This is a genomic window from Flavobacterium ponti, assembly GCF_042652765.1.
In the GTDB taxonomy this organism is placed as follows: Bacteria; Bacteroidota; Bacteroidia; order Flavobacteriales; family Flavobacteriaceae; genus Flavobacterium; species Flavobacterium ponti.
The window spans coordinates 55,549-80,235 of record NZ_JBHSGW010000028.1; the positions used below are offsets into that span (position 1 = coordinate 55,549).

The 24,687-nt window shown below is 29.9% G+C and carries 21 protein-coding genes; 17 read left to right on the forward strand and 4 right to left on the reverse strand.

Translation table 11 applies throughout. From position 1 onward, the window contains the following. Window positions 1-6 precede the first annotated feature (6 nt). Entirely contained in the window at window positions 7-621 is a 615-nt protein-coding gene (locus ACFO3U_RS13750) for a lipoprotein signal peptidase (RefSeq protein WP_379743663.1), read from the forward strand. 2 nt (window positions 622-623) lie between these two features. Here the strand turns inward: ACFO3U_RS13750 and ACFO3U_RS13755 are convergent, their stop codons facing one another. From ACFO3U_RS13755 to ACFO3U_RS13765, 3 genes are all read right to left on the reverse strand, one after another. Then, window positions 624-1,187: a 5-formyltetrahydrofolate cyclo-ligase gene (locus ACFO3U_RS13755; protein WP_379743666.1), complete on the reverse strand. Its 564-nt coding sequence runs from the start codon at window positions 1,185-1,187 to the stop codon at window positions 624-626. Next, window positions 1,168-2,418: a pyridoxal-dependent decarboxylase gene (locus tag ACFO3U_RS13760; RefSeq protein WP_379743669.1), complete on the reverse strand. Its 1,251-nt coding sequence runs from the start codon at window positions 2,416-2,418 to the stop codon at window positions 1,168-1,170. The genes ACFO3U_RS13755 and ACFO3U_RS13760 overlap by 20 nt, the downstream gene beginning before the upstream one ends. Before the next feature lie 63 nt (window positions 2,419-2,481). Then, a complete protein-coding gene (locus ACFO3U_RS13765) occupies window positions 2,482-3,450 on the reverse strand; it encodes a succinylglutamate desuccinylase/aspartoacylase family protein (protein WP_379743672.1) in 969 nt (322 codons plus the stop codon). A 93-nt stretch (window positions 3,451-3,543) separates the two neighbouring features. Between ACFO3U_RS13765 and uvrC the strand changes: the two genes are divergently transcribed. The 15 genes from uvrC (at window position 3,544) to ACFO3U_RS13840 (ending at window position 23,038) form a co-directional block, all read left to right on the forward strand. Then, window positions 3,544-5,343 (forward strand): excinuclease ABC subunit UvrC, encoded by a 1,800-nt coding sequence (gene uvrC, locus ACFO3U_RS13770; RefSeq protein ID WP_379743675.1) that lies wholly within the window; start codon window positions 3,544-3,546, stop codon window positions 5,341-5,343. Window positions 5,344-5,347: 4 nt separating this feature from the next. Beyond that, complete coding sequence (locus tag ACFO3U_RS13775; protein WP_379743678.1) at window positions 5,348-7,606, forward strand: patatin-like phospholipase family protein; 2,259 nt, start codon at window positions 5,348-5,350, stop codon at window positions 7,604-7,606. A gap of 171 nt (window positions 7,607-7,777) precedes the next feature. Further along, window positions 7,778-8,938, forward strand: coding sequence for a homogentisate 1,2-dioxygenase (locus ACFO3U_RS13780; RefSeq protein WP_379743681.1), 1,161 nt, complete (start codon window positions 7,778-7,780; stop codon window positions 8,936-8,938). Window positions 8,939-9,003: 65 nt separating this feature from the next. Continuing rightward, window positions 9,004-10,164: a 4-hydroxyphenylpyruvate dioxygenase gene (hppD, locus tag ACFO3U_RS13785; RefSeq protein ID WP_379743684.1), complete on the forward strand. Its 1,161-nt coding sequence runs from the start codon at window positions 9,004-9,006 to the stop codon at window positions 10,162-10,164. A gap of 295 nt (window positions 10,165-10,459) precedes the next feature. After that, window positions 10,460-11,230, forward strand: coding sequence for a DUF3108 domain-containing protein (locus tag ACFO3U_RS13790; RefSeq protein ID WP_379743687.1), 771 nt, complete (start codon window positions 10,460-10,462; stop codon window positions 11,228-11,230). A gap of 5 nt (window positions 11,231-11,235) precedes the next feature. Beyond that, window positions 11,236-12,150, forward strand: a complete 915-nt coding sequence (locus ACFO3U_RS13795; protein WP_379743690.1) for a tryptophan 2,3-dioxygenase family protein — start codon at window positions 11,236-11,238, stop codon at window positions 12,148-12,150. Between the two features lie 18 nt (window positions 12,151-12,168). Next, entirely contained in the window at window positions 12,169-13,407 is a 1,239-nt protein-coding gene (locus tag ACFO3U_RS13800; RefSeq protein ID WP_379743693.1) for a M23 family metallopeptidase, read from the forward strand. Between the two features lie 5 nt (window positions 13,408-13,412). Next, window positions 13,413-15,050 (forward strand): glucose-6-phosphate isomerase, encoded by a 1,638-nt coding sequence (pgi, locus tag ACFO3U_RS13805; RefSeq protein WP_379743696.1) that lies wholly within the window; start codon window positions 13,413-13,415, stop codon window positions 15,048-15,050. 97 nt (window positions 15,051-15,147) lie between these two features. Beyond that, window positions 15,148-15,573 (forward strand): hypothetical protein, encoded by a 426-nt coding sequence (locus ACFO3U_RS13810; RefSeq protein WP_379743699.1) that lies wholly within the window; start codon window positions 15,148-15,150, stop codon window positions 15,571-15,573. Window positions 15,574-15,644: 71 nt separating this feature from the next. After that, window positions 15,645-16,112: a septal ring lytic transglycosylase RlpA family protein gene (locus ACFO3U_RS13815; protein WP_379743702.1), complete on the forward strand. Its 468-nt coding sequence runs from the start codon at window positions 15,645-15,647 to the stop codon at window positions 16,110-16,112. A 108-nt stretch (window positions 16,113-16,220) separates the two neighbouring features. Further along, a complete protein-coding gene (locus ACFO3U_RS13820; protein ID WP_379743705.1) occupies window positions 16,221-16,709 on the forward strand; it encodes a GbsR/MarR family transcriptional regulator in 489 nt (162 codons plus the stop codon). 10 nt (window positions 16,710-16,719) lie between these two features. Then, entirely contained in the window at window positions 16,720-17,829 is a 1,110-nt protein-coding gene (locus ACFO3U_RS13825) for an efflux RND transporter periplasmic adaptor subunit (RefSeq protein ID WP_379743708.1), read from the forward strand. A gap of 33 nt (window positions 17,830-17,862) precedes the next feature. Then, window positions 17,863-21,009: an efflux RND transporter permease subunit gene (locus ACFO3U_RS13830; protein ID WP_379743711.1), complete on the forward strand. Its 3,147-nt coding sequence runs from the start codon at window positions 17,863-17,865 to the stop codon at window positions 21,007-21,009. Between the two features lie 10 nt (window positions 21,010-21,019). Further along, on the forward strand, window positions 21,020-22,411 hold the full coding sequence (locus tag ACFO3U_RS13835; RefSeq protein WP_379743714.1) for an efflux transporter outer membrane subunit: 1,392 nt from the start codon (window positions 21,020-21,022) through the stop codon (window positions 22,409-22,411). Window positions 22,412-22,456: 45 nt separating this feature from the next. Further along, window positions 22,457-23,038: a TetR/AcrR family transcriptional regulator gene (locus tag ACFO3U_RS13840; protein WP_379743717.1), complete on the forward strand. Its 582-nt coding sequence runs from the start codon at window positions 22,457-22,459 to the stop codon at window positions 23,036-23,038. A gap of 8 nt (window positions 23,039-23,046) precedes the next feature. Here ACFO3U_RS13840 and ACFO3U_RS13845 read toward each other — a convergent pair whose 3' ends face one another. Continuing rightward, window positions 23,047-23,514 carry a CYTH domain-containing protein gene (locus ACFO3U_RS13845; RefSeq protein WP_379743720.1) on the reverse strand — a complete coding sequence of 156 codons (468 nt, stop codon included), beginning with the start codon at window positions 23,512-23,514 and terminating at the stop codon, window positions 23,047-23,049. Window positions 23,515-23,579: 65 nt separating this feature from the next. Between ACFO3U_RS13845 and dinB the strand changes: the two genes are divergently transcribed. After that, window positions 23,580-24,680, forward strand: a complete 1,101-nt coding sequence (gene dinB / locus ACFO3U_RS13850; protein WP_379743723.1) for a DNA polymerase IV — start codon at window positions 23,580-23,582, stop codon at window positions 24,678-24,680. Window positions 24,681-24,687 lie beyond the last annotated feature (7 nt).

The following is a 24,687-nucleotide window of genomic DNA, read 5'->3' on the forward strand; positions in this document are numbered from 1 at the left end:
TCAAAAATGTCTCTTAAAAAAGCCTATCTCTATATTTTCATTGTTTTATTAATTGATCAAATTTCTAAAGTCTATATCAAAACTAATTTTTTCTTAAATGAAGAAGTTAAAGTTTTTGAATGGTTCAGAATTCATTTTATTGAAAATGAAGGAATGGCTTGGGGTGCAGAAATACCTGGAGATTATGGAAAAATAATATTGACAGTATTCAGAATTTTTGCTGTTTTTGGGATAGCTTGGTGGTTACAGGATTCTATTAAAAAGAATAGTTCTAAATATTTATTGGTTGCAATTGTTTTAATTTTTGCTGGAGCATTAGGTAATATTATAGATTCTGTTTTTTATGGTGTTATTTTCGACGATAGTTATCATCAAGTAGCAACAATTTTTGCAGAAGAACCTTACGGAACATGGTTCCACGGTGAAGTTGTGGATATGTTCTATTTTCCTTTTATTGTAGATTATCCTATGCCAGAATGGGTTCCTTTTATTGGGGGAAAACCATTCACTTTTTTTAATGCCATTTTCAACGTAGCTGATTTTGCTATTTCGGTTGGAGTTGGAATTTTAATCGTTTTCAATAAGAAAGCTTTTGGAGAAAATCATTTATTGGCTAAATAGTTTTAAAATTTGATTATTGTATTTGTATTCACACAAAAATCCAATTTAACATCGTTTTCAAAGACATCTTCAATTACTTCTTCTGGTTCAAAGAATGATAAGCCTATTTTAACAACATTAGGCTTGCACTCTGAAAGAAATTTATCATAGAAACCTTTTCCATAGCCCACACGATTTCCCTGCTTGTCATAAGCTAAAAGAGGCACAAAAACCACATCAATCATTTCTACTGGAACTGGTAAACCATTTATAGGTTCAGGAATATTATACTCGTTTTTCTTTATTTTAGTATTATCAGTCAATAAAAAATGAGACATATCCCTTGTTTCAAAATCTGATTTCGAAATCACAATTTCTTTGTCCTTTGCTTGTAAAATATTTAAAATGAATTCTGTATTGACTTCTTTTTGTTCTTCAATAGGTAAGAAAATATGAAAATAAGTGTTGTCCCAAATGTCTAATGATAACAATTGATTAGCTATAGCTAAACTTTTTTCATCAATTTCATTCAGGGAAAGTTGGTTTCTGGCTTCTTTAAACTTTTTTCTAGCTTCTTTCTTCAACATATAGAGTCGCTTTTAATTCGTCTATAAAAATAGTCAAATGTTCGACTTCTACATGATTCATCACCACAATTTTATACCATTTATTATTGCCTTGATGCTCTTGAGGTACCAAATGAAATTTTTGAGCTAGCATTTTTGGAATAAATTCTTCATGAATGGTAACAATATTCATAAAGGGTTCTCTAAAATATTTTACATTTAGTTTATCCAATTCATTACATAAAAATTGTGTTCGCATTTGCAAAACACTTGTCTTTTCAAACCAACCAAAAGGGCCATAAGTAAATAAAATCATCCAAACAGCAACAGCATTGGCTCCAGACCGACTTCCACAAAGGGTTAAGTCCATTCCTTCCACATATTTGGCTTCTTTTGTGATGACATTTTCAATTAAATTTTTTCTGCAAATAAAAATTCCTGTTCCATATGGAGCTTGTAACATTTTATGGGCATCAATTGTGATTGAACTAATCTTTGGATTATCGAAATTTATAACAGACTTTTCATTACTAAACGGATAAACAAATCCACCATAAGCACCATCAATATGCAATTTATACTGCAATTGATTTTTTTCTAAAAGGGAAGTATAGATTTCAGGATTATCAACTGAACCAAACATAGTTGTTCCCAAATTGGCTACAATTATAAAGTATTTTTTCCCAATTCTTTTGGCTAAATGTAACGATTCTTCTAATTGAATTTCATCAATAACTCTAGTTTCAAAGTCAACAGATACACTAATTCTATCTATTTGAAGCAAGTTGGATGCTTTTGGAATTGAATAATGTGTGTCTTCTGAAGCAATTAATACAATTTCATCCAATTTTGCATTGAATTTATTCATGAAATAATTGCGATAAATCCAAATGGCTTGAATATTAGCTTCAGTTCCACCAGGAGCAATGTAACCGTCAAATTCGTTTGGTTTGGCTTTAAAAATATCAACTGCAATAACATTTAAAACTTCTCTTTCAATATCTTGTGTGCCTCCAAAAACACTTTCAGAATTTCCAAAAGTATGACAACCAATATTATTTGGATTAGCAACAAAAGTTTGCAAAGTAGGTGCATCTTTTAAAAATGGAGCATCGTCATAAAACACTTGTCCATCTAATTTTGAAGCAGGATAACCAAGCGAAATATCTTTAGTAAAATTAATATTGTTATGAAGTACTTGTTCAATTCTGTTTTTTCGTTCTTCTTGCGAAAGTTTTTTCCAATATTGCATTTTGATAGTTTTGAGTACAAAACTAAGGGTATTGAAAAAGATAAAACATGATAAATGTTAGGTTTAGATTTCAAGTTGTGTTGAAATATGAAAAACAGCATCACCCTGATAAACAATAGGTGCATCATTTACATTGATGATATAACCATCATTGGGTGCTTTTACTTTATGTTCTACTTTTCCATAAGGGTCAGAAATCATAGCTAAAACATCTCCTTTATTTACAAAACCTCCAATTTTTACTAATCCGTGAAACATTCCTGAAAAATTAGCTCTTATCCAATTGGATTTTTCGATAAAAATAGTCTTTTCACCAAAAACCGTTAGTTCTTTTTTTGGATTTAGCATATCCAAATGTTTCAAGAAACGCATCGTTCCTTCAACACCTTCTTGAGTAACCATTTCATTTAAATCTAAGGATTTTCCACCTTCAAACAACAACATTTTTACACCTGTTTTAGTACAAGCATTTCTAAAGGAACCTGAAATATTTTTAGAATATAACGTAAAAGGTGCATTGAAAATAGTAGCCAATTCTTTTAATTCAAGATTGTTTGGTACAATTCTAATTTGTGGTGCATTGAAACGGCTTGCTCCACCAGCATGAAAATCAATTGCATAATCAACTTTTGGGATAATTTCTGTTACTAAAAAATGAGCAAATCTACTAGCCAATGAACCGTTTTTGCTTCCCGGAAAAACTCTGTTCAAATCGCGTTTATCTGGAAATTCTCTAGTTTGGTTAATGAATCCAAAAATATTGATGATTGGAATACAAATAATAGTACCTCTTTTGGGTTTGTTAATTTTCTTTCTAATTATTTGTCGTACAATTTCAGTTCCATTTATTTCATCACCATGCAAACAAGCACTGAATAGAACCGTTGGGCCATCAACTTTAGAACGTTCAATAATTACTGGAATTTTGAGTTTTGTCATTGAGTGTAATTTGGCAATTTCCACATCAATAGTTTTACTTTCTCCAGGTAAAATAGTTTCTCCTAAAAGTTTAATTATTTTATTATTCTTCATAAAATGATAATTAGTGTTAAAAGTAAGAAATTCCTATTTAGAAAATAGTAGTACTATAAAAATCTGTGTAAATTTGTGATATAAACAATTGCAATGGCTACTCCCAATCTCGAACTTCAAATACAATCGTTACCCGATAATCCTGGAGTCTATCAATATTATGATAAAGATGATAAGATTTTGTATGTTGGGAAAGCCAAAAACTTAAAAAAGAGAGTTTCGAGTTATTTTACGAAAAGTCATGATAATTACAAGACAAGTGTTTTAGTAAAAAAAATTGTTTCGATAAAACATATTGTGGTTGCTACAGAATCAGATGCTTTATTACTTGAAAACAATTTGATTAAAAAACTACAACCTAGATACAATATTCTATTAAAAGACGATAAATCATATCCTTGGATTTGCATCAAAAACGAACCTTTTTCAAGAATTTTTCCAACGCGAAGAATGGTTAAAGACGGTTCTGAATATTATGGTCCTTATACCAATTTTAAAATTGTCAATACGATTTTAGAAATGATAAAAGAATTATATCCTTTAAGAACTTGTAATTATGATTTATCGCAAGCCAATATCAAATCAGGAAAATATAAAGTTTGTTTGGAATATCATATTGGCAATTGCAAAGGACCTTGTGAAGGTTTAGAATCTTTAGAAAATTACCAAAAACAAGTAGAAGCAATTCGTCAAATTTTGAAAGGAAATTTTAAAGACAGTTTAAAAGAATTCAAAATTCAAATGAAGGAATTGGCTGAAGATATGCAATTTGAAGCGGCTCAAAAAGTAAAAGAGAAAATAGAAGTCTTAGAAAATTATCAAGCAAAATCTACCGTTTTAAATCCAAAACTATCCAATATTGATGTGTTTTCAATTGTTTCAGATGAAACGATGGCTTATGTCAACTTCTTACAAATTTCTCATGGAGCCATTGTGCGTTCACATACGATGGAAATTAAGAAGAAATTAGAAGAAACCGATGAGGAATTACTTGAATTAGCTGTAGTAGAAATCCGAGAAAGATTCAGATTAAATTCCAAAGAAATCATTCTACCATTTCCATTGTCTTTAGGTGAAAATTTAAAAATCACTGTGCCACAATTAGGAGATAAAAGACAAATTTTAGATTTATCCATCCGAAATGCCAAATATTATCGAATGGATCAATTAAAACAAATCAAAATTGTGGATCCAGACAGACATACCAATAGAATCATGGCTCAAATGAAGAAAGATTTACGACTTTCCGTTGAACCAAGACATATTGAGTGTTTTGATAATTCTAATATTCAAGGAACAAATCCAGTAGCAGCTTGTGTGGTTTTTAAAGACGGTAAACCAAGTAAAAAAGATTACCGTCATTTTAATATCAAAACTGTTGAAGGACCAGATGATTTTGCTTCCATGGAAGAAGTGGTTTTTAGAAGATACAAACGCTTGATAGATGAAAATGAACCGTTGCCTCAACTTATAATTATTGATGGTGGAAAAGGACAATTATCTTCAGCCTTAAAAAGTATTGATGCTTTAGGTTTAAGAGGAAAAATAGCCATTGTCGGAATTGCAAAACGATTAGAAGAATTGTTTTATCCGGGTGATTCTGCTCCTTTGTATTTGGATAAAAAATCTGAAACTTTAAAAGTTATTCAGTTTTTAAGAAACGAAGCCCATAGATTTGGAATTACACATCATAGAGATAAAAGAAGTAAAGCAGCTTTAACGAATTCCTTAGAATCTATTCCTGGGATTGGAGAAAAAACCATGATAACGTTACTAAAACATTTCAAAAGTGTTAAAAGATTGCAATTAGCTTCAGAAAAAGAAATTTCTGATGTTGTAGGACTTTCAAAAGCCAAAAAAATAACCGAATTTTACAAAGAAAACGAAAATTAATATTTTGATAATTAAGAGAAAAGAGAAAAGAGAAAAGAAAAAAGAGAATAGGCTTCTCTCAAAATCTTTTGTAGTTTATTTTCTGCTTTCTGCTTTCTGCTTTCTGTTTTCTACATCTTCAAATGCTCAAGATTCAATTAAAAAACCAAAAATAGGCTTAGTACTTTCTGGTGGTGGAGCAAAAGGATTAGCGCATATTGGAGTTTTAAAAGTAATTGATTCACTTAATATCAAAATCGATTATATCGGAGGAACCAGTATGGGTGCAATAGTTGGAGGTTTATATGCTTCTGGTTATTCAGGTAAAGAAATTGAATATGCTTTTGCTCAAATGGATGTAGATAAATTAATTCAAGATTACGTTCCTAGAAGTTCAAAAGGTTTTAATCAAAAACGAAATGATGAATTATATTTTTTAACCTTACCGTTTAAGAATTTAAAAATATCTTCTCCAAGAGGACTTTCTAAAGGAATGTATAATTTTAATACATTATCAAGATTAACTTACCATGTTAGAGATATTAAAGATTTTAGTAAGTTACCTATTCCTTTTTTCTGTGTTGCTACAAATATAGAAACAGGTGAAGAAGTTTTGCTAAAAAAAGGAACATTAGCAGAAGCTATGATAGCCAGTGGAGCATTACCTACATTATACAATCCCATTGAAATAGATGGAAAACTTTTAGTTGATGGTGGAGTTAAAAATAATTATCCTGTTGAAGAATTAAAAAGATTAGGTGCAGATATTATTATTGGTGTTGATGTGCAAGAAGGTTTGAAAGACAGACTTGAACTACAAAGTGTAACAAGTGTTTTGATGCAAATTTCTAATTTCAATACCATTGAAAAAATGAAAGACAAAATTCTCTTAACGGATGTTTACATTAAACCTGATGTAAAAGGAATGTCGGTTCTATCTTTTGATAAAAGTAATACTATTATTAAAAAAGGAGAAGAAGCATCGATCAATCAATTAGAAAAGTTAGTTGCACTAAAATCAAAGGATAAGATTGTTAAAGAGAAAGTGAAAGTCTGTGATTCAATTACAATAAAAAACATTACCTTAAATCATCTTAAGAATTACACAAGATCTTATGTTATTGGTAAACTAAATTTTAAACAAAATAAAAAAATTCCGTTTCATAAATTTGAAAAAGGAATAAATAGCTTAAATGCAACAGATAATTATGGATCAATTCTCTATAGTTTTGATGATAAAAATAATTTGACATTTAACCTAAAAGAGAATCAGATAAACACTTTTATTAAATTTGGATTGCATTATGATGATTTATATAAAAGCTCTTTGTTACTTAATCTTACACAAAAAAAATTATTATCAAAAAATGATGTAGCTTCTTTAGATGTAATTTTAGGAGATAATTTTAGATATAATTTTGATTACTATATTGACAATGGTTTTTATTGGAGTTTTGGAGTTAACTCTAGATTAAATACATTCAATAAAAACATTCAAAATGACTTTAATGATGGAACAACATTAACCAATTTAGATATAAATTCAATTAATATTGATTATTCAGATTTCTCAAATCGAATTTTTGTTGAAACTATCTTTAGTAAATTGTTTTTAATTGGAACAGGTGTAGAATTGAAACATTTAAAAATTCAATCTCCTACATTGCAAAATGTAACTCCAGTATTTGATAAGAGTGATTATTTTTCTGTTTTTGGAAATTTAAAATATGATTCTTTTGATAAAAAATATTTTCCCAAATCAGGTTGGTACATCAATGGAGAGCTGAAATCTTATTTGTTTTCTTCAAATTTCAATAATAATTTTGAACGTTTTTCAACTATTAAAGGAGATATAGGTATTGTAAAAACTTTTTATAAAAAAGTATCTGTCAAGCTTCAATCTGAATTAGGTTCAATAATTGGAGAAAGAACAATTCCCTATTTTGATTTTGTTTTAGGAGGTTATGGATATAACAAAATAAATAATTTTCAGCATTTTTTAGGATATGATTTTTTGAGTATATCAGGGAGTAGTTATATTAAAGGCTCTGCAATGCTTGAGTATGAGGTGTTTAAAAAGAATTACTTGAATTTTACAGCTAATTATGCCAATGTTGGAAGTAGGATTTTTGAATCTACAGACTGGTTTTCTCATCCAAAATTTTCAGGATATGCTTTTGGGTATGGATTTGATTCTTTAATTGGTCCTTTAGAAATCAAGCATTCTTGGTCTCCAGATACAAAAGAACACTACACTTGGTTTAGTATTGGATACTGGTTTTAATAAATTAAAATATTTTTACGATATTTGTACTAATGAAAAAATGGGATAATTTATTAGCTCACTTAAAATTCCTCATCAAGAGAAATCCTGAATGAGTCTATATTCTTTTTGATTGTTAACGAAAGTTATGCAAGTCATACTTTTAAACTTTAATCTTTAAACAAAAAGAAAATGCCACTATATCACACATTAGGAAAAATTCCACCTAAACGTCATACACAATTTCGCAAATCAAATGGTGAATTGTATTATGAGCAATTGTTTGGAACAGTTGGTTTTGATGGAATGTATACAAATTCTTATCACGAACAAAGACCAACTCAAGTAAAAGAAATTAGAAAGCAATATAGTGTTGCTCCTAAAATTGCTAAAGAAAACAACATTCAATCGTATAAGTTAAAAGGATTTCAAGTTAGTCCAGAAAATGATTTTCTAGAAAGCAGAAAAATTGTTTTAACAAATTCGGATTGTCATATTGTTCTTTCGGCACCAAAAAATAAAACAACCGAATATTTTTATAAGAATACCGATTCGGATGAAATGATTTTCATTCACAAAGGGTCAGGTAAATTAAGAACAATGCTTGGAAACATAGACTTCAAGTATGGTGATTATTTGATTATTCCAAGAGGAATTATCTATAAAATGGATTTTGATACCGAAGATAATCGTTTGTTTATTGTTGAATCACATCGTCCAATTTTCACTCCAAAACGTTATCGCAATTGGTTCGGACAATTATTAGAGCATTCTCCATTTTGTGAAAGAGATATTCGTCGTCCTTATGAATTAGAAACCAATGACGAGTCAGGAGATTTTGTAATCAAAGTAAAAAAGAAAGATGAAATTTTTGAAATGGTCTATGCTTCACATCCTTTTGATGTTGTAGGATATGATGGTTACAATTTTCCATATGCATTTTCAATTCATGATTTTGAACCGATAACTGGTCGAATTCATCAACCACCACCAGTGCACCAAACCTTTGAAACAGATGCTTTTGTGGTGTGTTCGTTTGTTCCTCGTTTATACGATTATCATCCAGATTCAATTCCTGCTCCATATAATCATAGTAATATTGATTCAGATGAGGTTTTGTATTATGTTGATGGAGATTTTATGAGTAGAAATGATGTTGAGCCAGGAAATATTTCTTTGCACCCAGCTGGTATTCCTCATGGACCACATCCAGGAGCAACAGAGAGAAGCATTGGAAAAACAGAAACTAAAGAATTAGCTGTTATGGTAGATACTTTCAAACCATTGAAGGTAACAGAAGAAGCTTTGAAAATTGCCGATGGAACTTATTTCCAATCTTGGTTAGATAAATAAAAATAAAAACATAAACGACCCTTTTAGGGTTCAAAACCCTAAAGGGTTATATAAAAATAATAAAAATGAGTAAAGAAATAAAATCAGTAAACTACGGTTTAGAAAAAATATTTGAAGGAGCACAAGACTTTCTTCCTTTGTTAGGAACAGATTATGTAGAGTTTTATGTAGGAAATGCTAAACAAGCAGCCCATTTCTACAAAACGGCTTTTGGATTTCAATCACATGCTTACGCAGGACTGGAAACTGGAGTAAAGGATAGAGCTTCATATGTATTGAAACAAGACAAAATACGTATAGTTTTAACAACTGCTTTAAAAAGCGATTCTGCAATTGGAGAGCATGTAAAGAAACATGGTGATGGTGTTAAAATTGTAGCTCTTTGGGTAGAAGATGCTCGTTCTGCTTACGAAGAAACAATGAAAAGAGGTGCGAAATCATACATGGAACCAACTGTTGAAAAAGACGAAGATGGTGAAGTAGTTCGTGCTGGAATTTATACCTATGGAGAAACAGTTCACATGTTTGTAGAACGAAAAAACTATAAAGGAGAATTTTTACCAGGATACCAAAAATGGGTTTCAGATTATAATCCAAAACCAACAGGTCTAAAATATATAGACCATATGGTTGGAAATGTAGGTTGGAACGAAATGAATACTTGGGTAAAATGGTATGAAGACGTAATGGGATTTGTAAATTTCCTTTCTTTTGATGACAAACAAATTACTACAGAATACTCAGCTTTGATGTCAAAAGTAATGTCAAATGGTAATGGAAGAATCAAATTTCCTATCAACGAACCAGCTGAAGGAAAGAAAAAATCACAAATTGAAGAATATTTGGATTTCTATGAAGGAGCAGGAGTTCAACACATTGCTGTAGCAACAGATGATATTTTAACAACTGTTGCAGATATGCGTTCTAGAGGAATTGAGTTCTTGAGTACACCACCACAAGCATATTATGATGCAGTTCCATTGAGATTAGAAGCACACAATCATAAACTTCAAGAAGATATTGATAAATTAATGAGTCTAGGAATTATGATTGATGCTGATGAGGAAGGTTACTTATTGCAAATTTTTACAAAACCAATTGAAGACAGACCAACGTTATTTTTTGAAATAATTCAAAGAATGGGTGCTCGTGGATTTGGTGCAGGTAATTTTAAAGCTCTTTTTGAGTCAATTGAACGTGAACAAGCATTGAGAGGTACATTATAAAAAACGCTTATTTTTTCACATTATCAAAAAATAAGCACTTTTGTTAGATAATAATCAGTTAAAAAAGTTAAAGTTGAAAAATTAGTAAGAATAATTCAAAACCACACTTACCTTTGCACTCGCAAAAATGAGGAGGGTGGTTTCTCCGAAGTTTTTATATAAGTTTTTCATAATTTATAGTTTTTTGGTTGGTTAATAGCATAAAAACTCAGTCCTTTTTTGGACTGGGTTTTTTTGTTTTGTAAATTTGGTACAGAAATTGCATTTTCTATAGTAAAAGAAAAATTAAACAGTTATGAAAAAATTTATTTTATTAACCTTAGTGTTCATTTTTACAAACTCATTTACCCAAAAAGAAGATTCTTTTACAACGGGTGAATATTTTAAATTAAGAATCCATTACGGTTTAGTTACGGCAGGTTATGCAACTTTGGAAATTAAGGAAGCCGTTAGAAACAATAAAAAAGTACATCATGTAATAGGAACGGGTTATACAACCGGAATTACAAAAGCATTTTTTAAAGTAAGTGATAATTATCAAAGTTTTTTTGATAAAGAAACAGGTAGACCTTATCAATTTTTAAGAAAAATAGATGAAGGAGGCTATACAAAATACCAAGAAGGTTTTTTTAATCAATCAAATAATTCAGTATTTGTAAAAGATTATAAAAATAATACTGAAAAAACATTTACAGTTCCAGAAAATGTTCAAGATATTGTTTCTGCGTTCTATTATTTAAGAAATCATCCAGATATTGATAAAGTTAAAGAAGGAGAATCAATTTCTATAGATATGTTTTTTGATGATGAAACTACAAAGTTTAAGCTAAAATATATTGGAAAAGAAGATATAAGTACTAAATTTGGAAAAGTTTCTTGTATGGTGTTTAGACCTTACGTTCAAGCAGGTAGAGTTTTTAAAGAAGAGGAGAGTTTAACTGTCTGGGTTTCAGATGATGACAATAAAATTCCTGTTAGAATAAAAGCAAGTTTAGCTGTCGGTTCATTGAAGGCAGATCTTTACGAATACAAAGGACTAAAACATACGTTTAAAGTCAAAAAATAATATCGATGGAAATAAATCCAGAAATTGAAAAAAAAATTCAACTTTTAGATGAAAAATTTCAAAAAATAGATCAAAAAACTGAAACACATTTAGAAGGTCTTCTATGGTCTAAACCCATAACTTATTGGGATTATATTCAAACAGATGCACTTCTAAATCTTCAAACACAAAGAACAACTTTGCCTGATGAAATGGTTTTTATCATGTATCATCAGGTAAATGAGTTGTTATTTAAAATGATACTTTGGGAAATTCAACAATTGTGTCATACAGAAAAACCTCAAACTGATTTTTTTACTGAAAAATTAATGCGAATTTCTCGCTATTTTGATATGCTTACTACATCATTCGATATTATGGGTGATGGAATGGAAGTAGATCAATATATGAAATTTAGAAATACTTTAACACCTGCGAGTGGTTTTCAAAGTGCTCAATATAGATTGATTGAATTTGCTTGCACAGATTTAATTAACCTAATTGATCACCGTTTTAGAGCAACAATTGACAGAAACACTCCTTTTGAACATGCTTTCGAACATTTATACTGGCAAGCAGCTGGAAAAGACCACACAACAGGAAAAAAATCATTTCTTATTTTAGAATTTGAGCGTAAATATAAAGCGGAATTTCTTCGTCATATGGAAGAATATAATACCATCAATATTTGGCAAAAGTTCAAACAAATACCAGAGAAAGATCAAAAAAATCCTGAATTGGTAAAAGCTATGCGTCATTTAGATAAAACAGTAAATATTACTTGGGTGATGGGACATTTAAATGCCGCTAAAAAGTATATTGGAAGTGGTGATGCTACAGGTGGTAGTAATTGGCAAAAATATATGCACCCAAAATACCAACGAAGGATATTTTTCCCAGAACTATGGACTGAAGATGAATTAGCAACATGGGGTGAATAGCCTAACAACACAAACGATTTGAAATATTTATTATATATATTCTTAACTATAACATTATTTTCTTGTAAAAAGGAAGAAGAAAATTCTAAAGTAAAGAAACCAATTGAAAAAACAGAGCCCATTGTAAAAGACTTTGATATCATTTTTAATGATTATAAGGTTAAAATTGATACATTAAAATCTGGTGACACGTTTAGTACAATTTTAGATGGTTATGAATTGAACAATTATTCTACTTTTCAAGTAACCGAAAAAATTAAAGACTCTTTTAATCTTCGTTCTATTAGAGCAGGTAAGCCTTATTATCTTTTCTTGGATAAAAAAAACAATAAAGATTTAAAGTATTTTGTATATGTAAAAGACAGAACTAATTATTTGGTTGTTGATTTTAGAGATTCAACGTTAGTTGTTCAAGAAAAGGCTAGACCTTCAACCATAAAAAGAAGAACTGTGGCCACAGAAATTGAAGGCTCATTATCTGAAACTTTAAGTAAAGAAGGTGTTAGTGCTGGAGTTGCTTCAAAACTGGCAAAAATATTTGAGTATTCAATTGACTTCTTCAAAATCCAAAAAGGAGATAAGTTTGCAGTTATATTAAAAGAAAGATATATTCAAGATTCTATTTATGATGGAGTTGTGGATATAGAAGGTTCATATTTTGAATATAAAGGAAAAAAAATCTATGCTTTTCCATATAAAATGTCTGAAAATCAAAAATTTGCCGATTACTATGATGAAAATGGTAAAGGGTTAAAAAGTATGTTTTTAAAAGCACCTTTAGACTTCTTTAGGATTTCCTCAAAATTCTCAGGCAGACGTTTTCACCCAGTACAACAAAGATGGAAAGCTCATAATGGAACAGATTATGCAGCACCACAAGGAACTCCAATAAAAACAACTGCATCTGGAGTAGTAGAAAGAACAGGTTACACAGCTGGAAATGGAAATTATGTTAAAGTAAAACACACTCCAACTTATTCAACTCAATATTTACATATGTCTAAAATTTTAGTAAAAAGAGGACAACGTGTAACTCAAGGTCAAGTTATTGGTAAAGTTGGAAGTACAGGTTTAGCAACTGGTCCACATGTTTGTTATCGATTTTGGAAAAATGGTGTTCAAGTAGACCCATTTAGACAAAATTTACCAAATGCTGAACCAATGGATAAAGCAAATAAGGCAAAATTTTTAGAAAAAATTGAACCTTTAAAAAAAGAATTGGATAGTGTTACTGCATTAAAATTTAAAGAAGAATAAGAATCATGTCTTTACAAAACATCAACCCTTCAACAACCGAAGCTTGGCAAAAGCTTAGAAATCATTTTTATGATATGCAAGCAAATTCTATAAAAGAAATGTTTGCCAATGATTCTCAAAGAGTAGAAAAATTTAATATTAAATGGGAAGATTTTTTAGTAGATTTTTCAAAAAATAACATTACTGAGCAAACAATGGACTTATTAGTTGAATTAGCTAATGAAGTGGAGTTGAAAAAAGCAATTGAATCTTATTTTTCAGGTGAAAATATCAATCAAACAGAAGATAGAGCAGTACTTCATACAGCTTTAAGAGCTAATGAAAATGATGAGGTTTTATTTGAAGGTAAAAATGTAATTCCAGAAGTTTTTCAAGTAAAAGCGAAAATTAAAGAATTTTCAAATCAAGTTATTTCAGGTAATAAAAGAGGATTCACAAATAAAGCATTTACAGATATTGTAAATATTGGTATTGGTGGTTCTGATCTTGGTCCTGCAATGGTTACAGAAGCTTTACAGTTTTATAGTAATCACTTAAATGTTCATTTTGTTTCAAATGTTGACGGTGATCATGTTATGGAAACCATCAAAAAATTAAATCCTGAAACAACATTGTTTGTAATTGTATCTAAAACTTTTACAACACAAGAAACACTTTCTAATGCAGAAACTATTAGAGAATGGTTTTTAAAATCAGCAAAACAAGAAGATGTAGCAAAACATTTTGTGGCTGTTTCTACTAATATTGAAAAAGTGACTTCTTTTGGAATCAATTCAGAAAACATTTTTCCAATGTGGGATTGGGTTGGTGGACGATTTTCACTATGGTCAGCAGTCGGTTTATCAATTAGTTTAGCAGTTGGTTTTGACAATTTCAATGCTTTATTAAAAGGAGCCAATAAAATGGATACTCATTTTAAAGAAACTTCATTTGATAAAAATATTCCAGTTGTTTTAGCTCTAATAAGTGTTTGGTATAATAACTTTTTTGGTGCTGAAACAGAAGCTTTAATTCCATATACTCAATATTTACAAAAATTAGCTCCTTATTTACAGCAAGGAATAATGGAAAGTAATGGTAAAAGTGTTGGTAGAGATGGAAACCCAGTAAATTATCAAACAGGAACTATTATTTGGGGTGAACCAGGAACAAACTCACAACATGCTTTTTTTCAACTGATACATCAAGGAACAAAATTAATTCCAACAGATTTCATTGGATATAAAGAATCATTGTATGGAAATAAAGACCATCACGATAAATTGATGTCTAACTTTTTTGCTCAAACAGAAGCTCTTTTAATGGGTAAATCTGAAAGTCAAGTAAAAGCAGAATTCGATAAACAAGGAATTTCTAAAGTAAAAGCAGAATTTTTACTACCATTTAAGGTTTTTAGAGGTGATAAACCAACTAATACACTTTTAATAGATAAACTTACTCCAGAATCTTTAGGTTCATTAATTGCACTGTATGAGCATAAAATATTTGTGCAAGGAATTATTTGGAATATCTTTAGTTATGACCAATGGGGTGTTGAATTAGGTAAGCAATTAGCAAATTCAATTTTAGATGAGATAAATGCCAAATCAATAAATCAGCACGATAGTTCAACTACTTTTTTATTGAATCAATTTTTAAAATAGTTAATAATTTACATAACTTCATATAGCCCTTTTTTCAGAAATGTTAAAGGGTTTTATTTTTTTACTATATTTGTTTTAACCTAAAAACAAACAAATTATGTATCAAACTATTCAATCATTACACTCTACCTTAGCTTATGTAGCTCTTGGAGTTTTATTATTAGCAGTTATAAATGCTATTTATGGTTTATCAAATAAAAAATTATTTGCAACAAAAGATTTAAGATTATCTCTTTTTGCTTTAATCTTTTGCCATATACAATTAGTGATTGGTTTGATTTTGTATTTCGTTTCCCCAAAAGGTTTAGAAGCAATTAATCAAATGAGTAATTCCGCATTAAGGTTAACAGCTGTTGAACATCCTTTAATTAATATTATTGCTATTGTATTAATTACTATGGGATGGTCAAAACATAAAAAACAAGAAAGCCAAAACGGAAAATTCAAAAAAATTGCTGTTTTTTACACTTTAGGGCTTATATTAATATTATCAAGAATTCCATGGTCTAGTTGGATGGCATAATTTTTTAAAACCCAAAGACAATAATAACCTACACTTAAAGATATCAGTTTTGATGTCAAAAATATTACGGTATGAAAAATAGTGTATTAATTAGCGTTTTTGTGTCTTTTATTGCTTTGTTAAGTATTACAAATGCAAACCAAAATCATAGAAAATTTAAAGATAGTATTACCTCAAAGGACACTGTTAAAGTAAAAGATACAATTATCATTGATACTTTAAATTTTAATTTAGAAATGTATCAAAAAGAGGCTCATGCTTCTTATTACCATGATAGGTTTACAGGAAGAAGAACTGCAAGTGGGGCAATTTTCAATAATAAAGAGCTAACTTGTGCTCACCCAAAACTTCCTTTTGGAACTAAATTAAGAGTAACTTCTGTTAAAACTAATAAATCTGTTGACGTTACTGTAACAGATAGAGGTCCTTTTGTAAAAGGGAGAGATATTGATTTATCAAAAAAAGCTTTCATGCTTATTGCTCCTGATAGATATGGAGGACATATTCGAGTCAATATCGAAATCATAAAAGAAAATTAATCAGCAATTGCTGATTTTTTTTTGCCTAAAAAGTTTAACAAAAATTTATGTTCGGTTGGTTCGGTATTTATCGAACCATAAATTACCTTTGCCCAAAATATTTATATAATGAATGAAGAAAAGCAAGAAATGATAGAAATGTTTGGAATTCATTTCGAACAACAATACAATATTGCTCCTCTTGCAGCAAGAATTTTAGGAACGTTAATCATTGATGGTTGCAAATCAGGATTAACTTTTGAAGATTTAGTACTAAAAATGCAAGCTAGTAAAAGTTCAATTTCTACAAATTTGAATTTATTGCAGAAGATGGATTTAATAAATTATTTTACCGTCTCTGGAGATAGAAAAAAATACTTTAAAGCAGCTCCATTAAGTGAAAGACTAAAAAGATATTTATCATTAGTAGATAGTGAAAAGATATTAGTTGAAAAAATAATCGATTTCAGAGAAAAAAATTGTTCATGTCCTCAAGAAAATATTAATCTCTTAAATAGTTATGCTTACAAAGAACATATTCTAAAAGTAGAAGAACTTTTAAATCATTCTATAAATAAATTCAAACAAATAGAAATCCAAAACCAACAAATAAAATAAGAATCCACACATGAAAAAGAAAATATATTTTTTTAGTAGTTTACTTTTAGCTGTAACTATACTCTCTTGTAATCAGAAAAAAGAAGAGCCAAAAGCAAAGGAACCAGCACCATATAAAGTAGTTCAGGTTTCTAAAACCAACACAACTTTATTAGCTGAATATCCAACAAAATTAGAAGGAATCACAGATATAGATATTCGTCCAAAAGTAGATGGTTACATTGAAAAAATTTACGTTGATGAAGGTCAAGAAGTAAAAAAAGGACAATTGCTTTTTAAATTAGAAACGCAAACCGCTAATCAAGATGCAGCTGCTGCAAAAGCAAAAGTAGATGTTGCTCAAGTTGAGGTTAACAGATTAAAACCTCTTGTAGATCGCAAAATTATTAGTGATGTACAGCTAGAAACTGCTAAAGCAAATTTAGCAAGTGCAAAAAGTACTTATCAAAGTATAATTGCAAGAATAAATTACGCTACAATCACCAGTCCAGTAAATGGAATTGTTGGAACATTACCTCTAAGAATTGGAAGTTATGTTAGCAGTCAAACAGCCCAACCTTTAACTCGAATTTCAGACATAAGTAAAGTTTATGCTTATTTTTCAGTAAATGAAAAAGAGCAATTAGATATTATGATGAATGCAGAAGGAAAAACATTTCAAGATAAAATTGCCAATATGCCTCCTGTAAATTTAGTTTTAAGCAATGGTGATGTTTATCAAGAAAAAGGTAAAATAGAAACTTTTAGCGGTCAAGCTAATACACAAACAGGTTCATTCAATGTTAGAGCAAGTTTCCCAAATCCAAATAGATTATTACGTTCTGGAGGAAGCGGAACAATTCAAATTCCTACTAACTTGAAAGATGTTGTTTTAATTCCACAAAACGCAACGGTTGAATTACAAGACAAAAGAATTGCTTTAATAGTTGACCAAGAAAACAAAGTAAAATTTGTTCCTATTGAAGTTCGTGCTGTTCCAGGTGGAGAATATTTTGTTGTTGATAAAGGATTAAATGCAAATGACAAATTTTTAGTTGAGGGTGTCGGAATCATAACAGAAGGCACACCAATTAAACCAGAAGTTATTGACTTAAAAGAACTAAATAATCCTAAAAAATAATTTACAATCTAACGATTGAAAAACTAACAAATTATGTTTTCAAAATTTATTGACAGACCTGTATTGTCAACGGTGATTTCTATTATCATCGTTATCTTGGGAGTTTTAGGATTAACCTCACTTCCTGTTTCACAATACCCAGAAATAGCACCACCAACAGTAACAGTTTCTGCAAATTACCAAGGAGCAAGTGCTGAAGTTGTGATGAATTCAGTGGTAATTCCATTAGAAGAACAAATAAATGGTGTAGAAGATATGTCATATATGACTTCTACTTCAAATAATGATGGTTCTGCATCTATAAGTATTTATTTTAAATTGGGTACAAATCCTGATTTAGCTGCCGTTAATGTTCAAAATAGAGTTTCTCGTGCAACACCTTTATTACCTCAAGAAGTTACAAGATCAGGTGTTACAACCTCAAAAAGACAAAGTGATAATATCTTAATTTTATCATTATATAGTGAAAACCCTGAATATGATGATACTTTTCTTCAAAATTATGCCAACATCAATATTTTACCAAAAATCAAACGTGTACCAGGTGTTGGAGATGCTATAATTTTTGGACAAAGAGATTACTCGATGCGTATTTGGTTAAAACCAGATGTAATGGCTTCGTATGGTCTTGTTCCTTCTGATGTAACAGCCTTATTGGCAGAACAAAATATTGAAGCTGCTCCTGGTCAATTGGGAGAAAGTGGTGATCAATCGTTCCAATATGCTTTAAAATATAAAGGAAGATTAAAAAGTACAGAAGAATTTGAACAAATTGTTGTTCGTTCTACCGATAATGGTGAAGTACTTCGTTTAAAAGATGTTGCAAGAATTGAACTTGGTGCTATTAGTTATGCTGGTAGTGCACAAACTAACGGTAACAAATCTATTGCTATTGCCATTGCTCAAACTGCTGGTTCAAATGCTCAAGAAGTTATTGAAGGCTCTTTACAAGTATTGGATAAAGCTAAAGTAAGTTTTCCAAAAGGAGTAAACTATGCCACATTAATTAATGCAAATGATTTCTTAGATGAATCGATAACAAAAGTAATTCATACCTTAATTGAAGCTTTCTTGTTGGTATTCTTAGTGGTTTTTGTGTTTTTACAAGATTGGAGATCAACATTAATTCCTGCTATATCAGTACCTGTTGCTATTATTGGAACTTTCTTTTTCTTAAGTTTATTTGGCTTTACAATTAATTTACTAACACTATTTGCATTGGTACTTGCCGTTGGAATCGTGGTGGATGATGCTATTGTGGTAGTAGAAGCCGTTCATGCCAAAATGGAAGCAGGAGAACATGATCCTAAAAAAGCAGCTCATAGTGCCATGAATGATATTAGTAGTGCTATTATTTCGATAACTCTTGTTATGTCTGCAGTTTTTATTCCTGTATCTTTTATTAGCGGTTCTGCTGGAGTTTTCTATAAACAATTCGGATTGACATTAGCAGTTGCGATTGTTTTATCTGCAATTAATGCACTAACTCTTTCACCTGCTTTATGTGCTATTTTCTTGAAACCTCATAGTGAAGAAGAAAAGAAAAAAGGATTTTTGCAACGTTTTTATTCATCTTTCAATGTAGCTTTTGAAGCAACAACAATTAAATATAGAAAATCAGTAGAGTTTTTTATTAAAAGAAAATGGTTAGCCTTTTTAGGAATAGCAATTTTTGCTGGACTATTTGTTTTATTATTAAATATTACACCAAAAGCATTCGTACCAGGTGAAGATACTGGAGCTATTTTATCAGATGTATCGCTTCCTCCTGGAACTTCTTTAGAAAGAACGGAAGAAGTATTATTACAAATTGAAAATAAAGTTAAAGATTTACCTGAAATCAAAGAAGTACTTCGTATTTCTGGTCGAAGTTTAATTAGTGGAACAGGAAGTAACTACGGAATGGTAATTGTAAAATTGAAACCATGGGCAGAACGACCTGATGCTAATCAAGAAATTTCAGCTGTTGTTGGTGAATTATTTAAACGTGCAGCTGCTGTTAAAGATGCTAAAGTATTGTTCTTTGCACGTCCAACATTAGTAGGTTTTGGATTCACCAACGGATTTGAATTTCAATTGCAAGACCAAAAAGGAGGAACGATTAAAGAATTAAGTGATGTAAACAATAAGTTTTTAGGAGCTTTAAATAGTCGTCCTGAAATTAAATATGCAGCCACTTCATTTTCACCAAATTATCCTCAATATAGAATTGACCTTAATGTAGCTGCTATTAAAAACTCAGGTTTAACAGTAACTGATGTTTTGGGAACTATGCAAGGATATTATGGTGGTGTTTATGCTTCTAACTTTAATAAGTTTGGAAAACAATATCGTGTAATTTATCAAGCTGATCCAAAATTTAGAGCAGATACCGAATCGTTAAATAGTATAATGGTCAGAAATAAAGATGGTCAAATGGCACCAATTTCTCAATTTATAACCTTAGAAAAAGTTTTTGGACCACAAGCTATTGATCGTTTTAACTTATTTACTTCAGTTAAAATCACAGGTGCTCCAAACGAAGGTTATAGTACAGGTGATGCCATTAAAGCAATTGAAGAAGTAGCAAGTCAAAGTTTACCAATTGGATATGGATATGAATTCTCAGGAATGACTCGTGAAGAAATTAGTGCTGGTGGTCAAACATTGTTTATTTTCCTTCTTTGTTTAGTATTTGTGTATTTCTTATTAGCTGCTCAATATGAAAGTTACATGTTGCCTTTTGCTGTTTTATTATCATTGCCAGTTGGATTAGCAGGAGCATATATTTTTGCTTATTTATTTAATGTGAGTGACAATATTTACCTTCAAATTACATTGATTATGCTTATTGGTTTATTAGCCAAAAATGCAATTTTGATTGTAGAGTTTGCAGCAGATGCTCGACGAAAGGGTTGGAGTATTTCACAAGCAGCTGTTCAAGGTGCAACAGCGCGTTTACGTCCTATTTTGATGACATCTTTTGCATTTATTTTAGGATTAATGCCCTTAATGTTAGCTAAAGGAGCAGGAGCAGTAGGAAATAACGCTATTGGAACAGGAGCTATTGGAGGAATGTTAATTGGAACTGTTTTAGGAGTATTTGTTATTCCTGTTTTATTTATCATTTTCCAAGGGTTACAAGAACGTGTAAGTACTAAAACTATTGAAACTACTAAAGGAGATACTGAAAATTTATAAGAATATGAGAATGAGAAAACAAAATATAATCAAAGGAAGTCTTCTACTAGTTACTATGTTTATAGTGCAATCGTGCTTCGTCGCGAAGGATTATGAAAAACCTCAAGTAAATACAGATAACTTATATCGAACAGAACAAGTTGCTGATAGCTCATCTTTAGCTTCTATGTCTTGGGATAAAATGTTTACGGATGAAAAACTTCAAAGCTATATTAATGAAGCTATTCAGAATAATTTGGACATGAAAATTGCTTTGCAAAATATGGCTGCTGCAGAAGCAACAATGAAACAAGGTAAAGCAGGTTATTTTCCAACTTTAAACGGAAATACAACTTGGACACATCAAGAAATTTCTCAAAACAGTCAATTCGGTAGACTTTTTAGTAGTATAGATCAATATGAAATGTCTGCAAAATTATCTTGGGAAGCTGATATTTGGGGGAAAATAAGAAGTAATAAAAGAGCAACAGCAGCAAAATATTTACAATCTGCAGTAGCTCGACAAGCTATTCAAACTGAATTAGTGGCCAATGTTGCTTCTATTTATTATCAATTATTGGCTTTAGATGCTCAAATTAATGTAGTTACTTCAACCATTGAAAATAGAAACACTAGTGTTGAAGTAATTAAAGCACTAAAAGATGCTGGAAATGTGAACGAAGTTGCTGTTAAACAAACAGAAGCACAACAATATGCAGCGCAAATTATTTTAGAAGATTTAAAATACAATATCAAGGTTTTAGAAAACACTTTTAATCAACTTTTAGGGAAAGCTCCAAATACAGTTGAAAGAGGTTTATTTGAGAATCAAAAAATTGATGCAGAAATTAAAACAGGTTTACCAACTTTTTTATTAAGTCAAAGACCAGATGTAATAGCAGCTGAATTAAATTTTAGAAATGCATTTGAATTAACAAATGTTGCAAGAAGTTCTTTTTACCCTTCTTTAACCATAAATGCAACTGGAGGTTTGCAAGCTTTAGAATTAAAAGAATGGTTTAGTGCTAAATCAATTTTTGCCAATGTTATTACAGGATTAGCACAACCTATTTTTAATCAAAGACAAAACAAAACACGTTTAGAAGTAGCTCAAGCGAATCAACAAAAAGCCTATTTGCAATTTGAAAAATCATTGTTAGTTGCTGGTAAAGAGGTTTCAGATGCATTAGCAAATTATGAAAATGAAACCAATAAACTTGTTATTAGAAAAAAACAAGTTGAAGCATTGAAAAATGCTGCGGATTATTCAGATGAGTTATTGCAATATGGAATGGTTAATTACCTTGAAGTTCTTACGGCAAAAGATAATGCTTTGAATACAGAAATAAATTATATAGACAATAAATACCAACAACTTAACGCTGTAATTTCATTGTACAAAGCTTTAGGTGGTGGAAATTAATGAAAGAAAATCCTGTGAAAGCAGGATTTTTTTAATTTTTTCAAGATGGATAAAAAAGTAGAAATAATAGAAAAAGCGTTAGATCATTTTCTTAAAAAAGGAAGTAAAATCATTACGATGGATGATATTGCTAACGAATTTGGATTGTCTAAAAAAACGCTTTATTCCATGTTTGAAAATAAAGAAACACTACTAAATGAAGCTGTGAATTTACTTTGGAATAATTTTTTAAATGAGGTTGAAACAATTAAAAGCAGTAATGAAAACCCATTAATTAAAATTATACAGATTTACACAGTTGCTATTCAAAGAATTAGTAACATAAATCCAATTTTTTTAATTAGTTTAAAAAAATACCATTATGAAGTTTTGTGTGAATATGAGCAACACAAATTATTCATGTTTGAAAAAGTTGTAAAACCGTTATTAGAAGATGCAAAAAAGCAAAAATTAATTCGAGAAGATATTAATATTGAGTTATTCTACTATATTAATTTTGAAGATATTGATGAAAAATTATGGAAATACAAAGTCTTTGAAAAACATTCAATTCAAGAAGCATTAGACTATTTTATAATTCTAAAATTAAGAGGAATTCTAACCAAAGAAAATTTTGATTTATTCTGATTCAATTTTTACCAATTCTTAAAAGGATTTTTACTTATATAAGCATTATAATATTTTTCATCACCTGTAACTTCTTTGCCAAGCCATTCTGGTTTTTCAAAAGTTTCGTTTTCAAATTGCAATTCAATTTCTGCTAAAACTAAGCCATTATTTTCTCCATCAAAAACATCAACTTCTATGATGTGATTGCCAAATTCAATTTCATAACGCGTTTTATCAATCACACCACTTTCGCAAATTTGCAATAATTGTTCAGCTTCTTTTACATCAATTTCTTTTTCCCATTCCATTCTACTCAAACCACTTTCATTGCTTTTTCCTTTGATGGTTAAATAGCCTTTTTCTCCTTTAATTCGAACTCGAACCGTTCTTTCAGGTACAGATGATAAATAACCTTGAACAATTCTATTTTGGGTTTTAAATTGCTTTAAAAATACATCTGAAGTCACTAAAAACTTTCTTTCTATTTCAATCATTGGAAATTTGTTTAGATTAGAATTGATAATTCAAAATATCTTCAAAAATAGCATAAATTTGTAGTATGTCATTTCCACAACGCAAAATAATACATGTAGATATGGATGCTTTTTATGCATCTGTAGAACAAATGGATTTTCCTGAACTAAAAGGAAAACCATTAGCTGTTGGTGGAAGTGAAAATAGAGGAGTAGTAAGTGCTGCCAGTTATGAAGCAAGAAAATTTGGAGTTAGAAGTGCAATGAGTGGAATCCAAGCCAAAAGAAATTGCCCTGATTTAATTTTTGTCAGACCAAGATTTGATAGGTATAAAGAAATTTCCAAAAAAATTAGAAAGATTTTTCTAGATTATACAGATTTGGTAGAACCACTTTCTTTGGATGAGGCTTATCTTGATGTAACAATCAATAAAAAAAACAATCCAAGTGCATCTTTAATCGCTCAAGAAATTAGAAAACGCATTTTTGAGGAGGTTGGTTTAACAGCTTCAGCCGGAATTTCAGTCAATAAATTTGTAGCTAAAATTGCTTCAGATTATAATAAGCCAAACGGACAAAAAACAGTAAATCCAGATGAGGTAGAAGCTTTTTTAGAAGTTTTAGATATCAAAAAATTCTATGGAATTGGAAAAGTAACTGCTGAGAAATTTTATCAATTAGGTATTTTTACAGGTTTTGATTTAAAACAAAAATCACTTGAATATTTAGAAAAACATTTTAAAAACAGTGCTCAATATTATTTCAACATTTCAAGAGGAATTCATAATAGTCAAGTAAAACCTAATAGAACTGTAAAATCTTTTGGTGCAGAACGTACTTTCAACGAAAATCTTTCTTCAGAAGTTTACATGGAAGAACGCTTAATGAATATTGCTACAGAATTAGAAAAACGTTTGCAAAAAAGTAAAATTTCAGGAAGAACAATTACCTTAAAAATAAAATATTCTGATTTTTCACTCCAAACCAGAAGTAAAACACTCCAATATTACATAAGTGATAAACATTTATTGTTTGATGTGGCCAAAGAATTATTATATCAAGAACGATTAAAAGATTCAGTTCGTTTATTAGGTATTTCGGTCAATAATTTAAACAACGAACAAAAGAAAACTAAAGAAATTCCAAAAAGCGTTTCTGTACAACTACAATTTGATTTTAAGGAATAAAAAAACC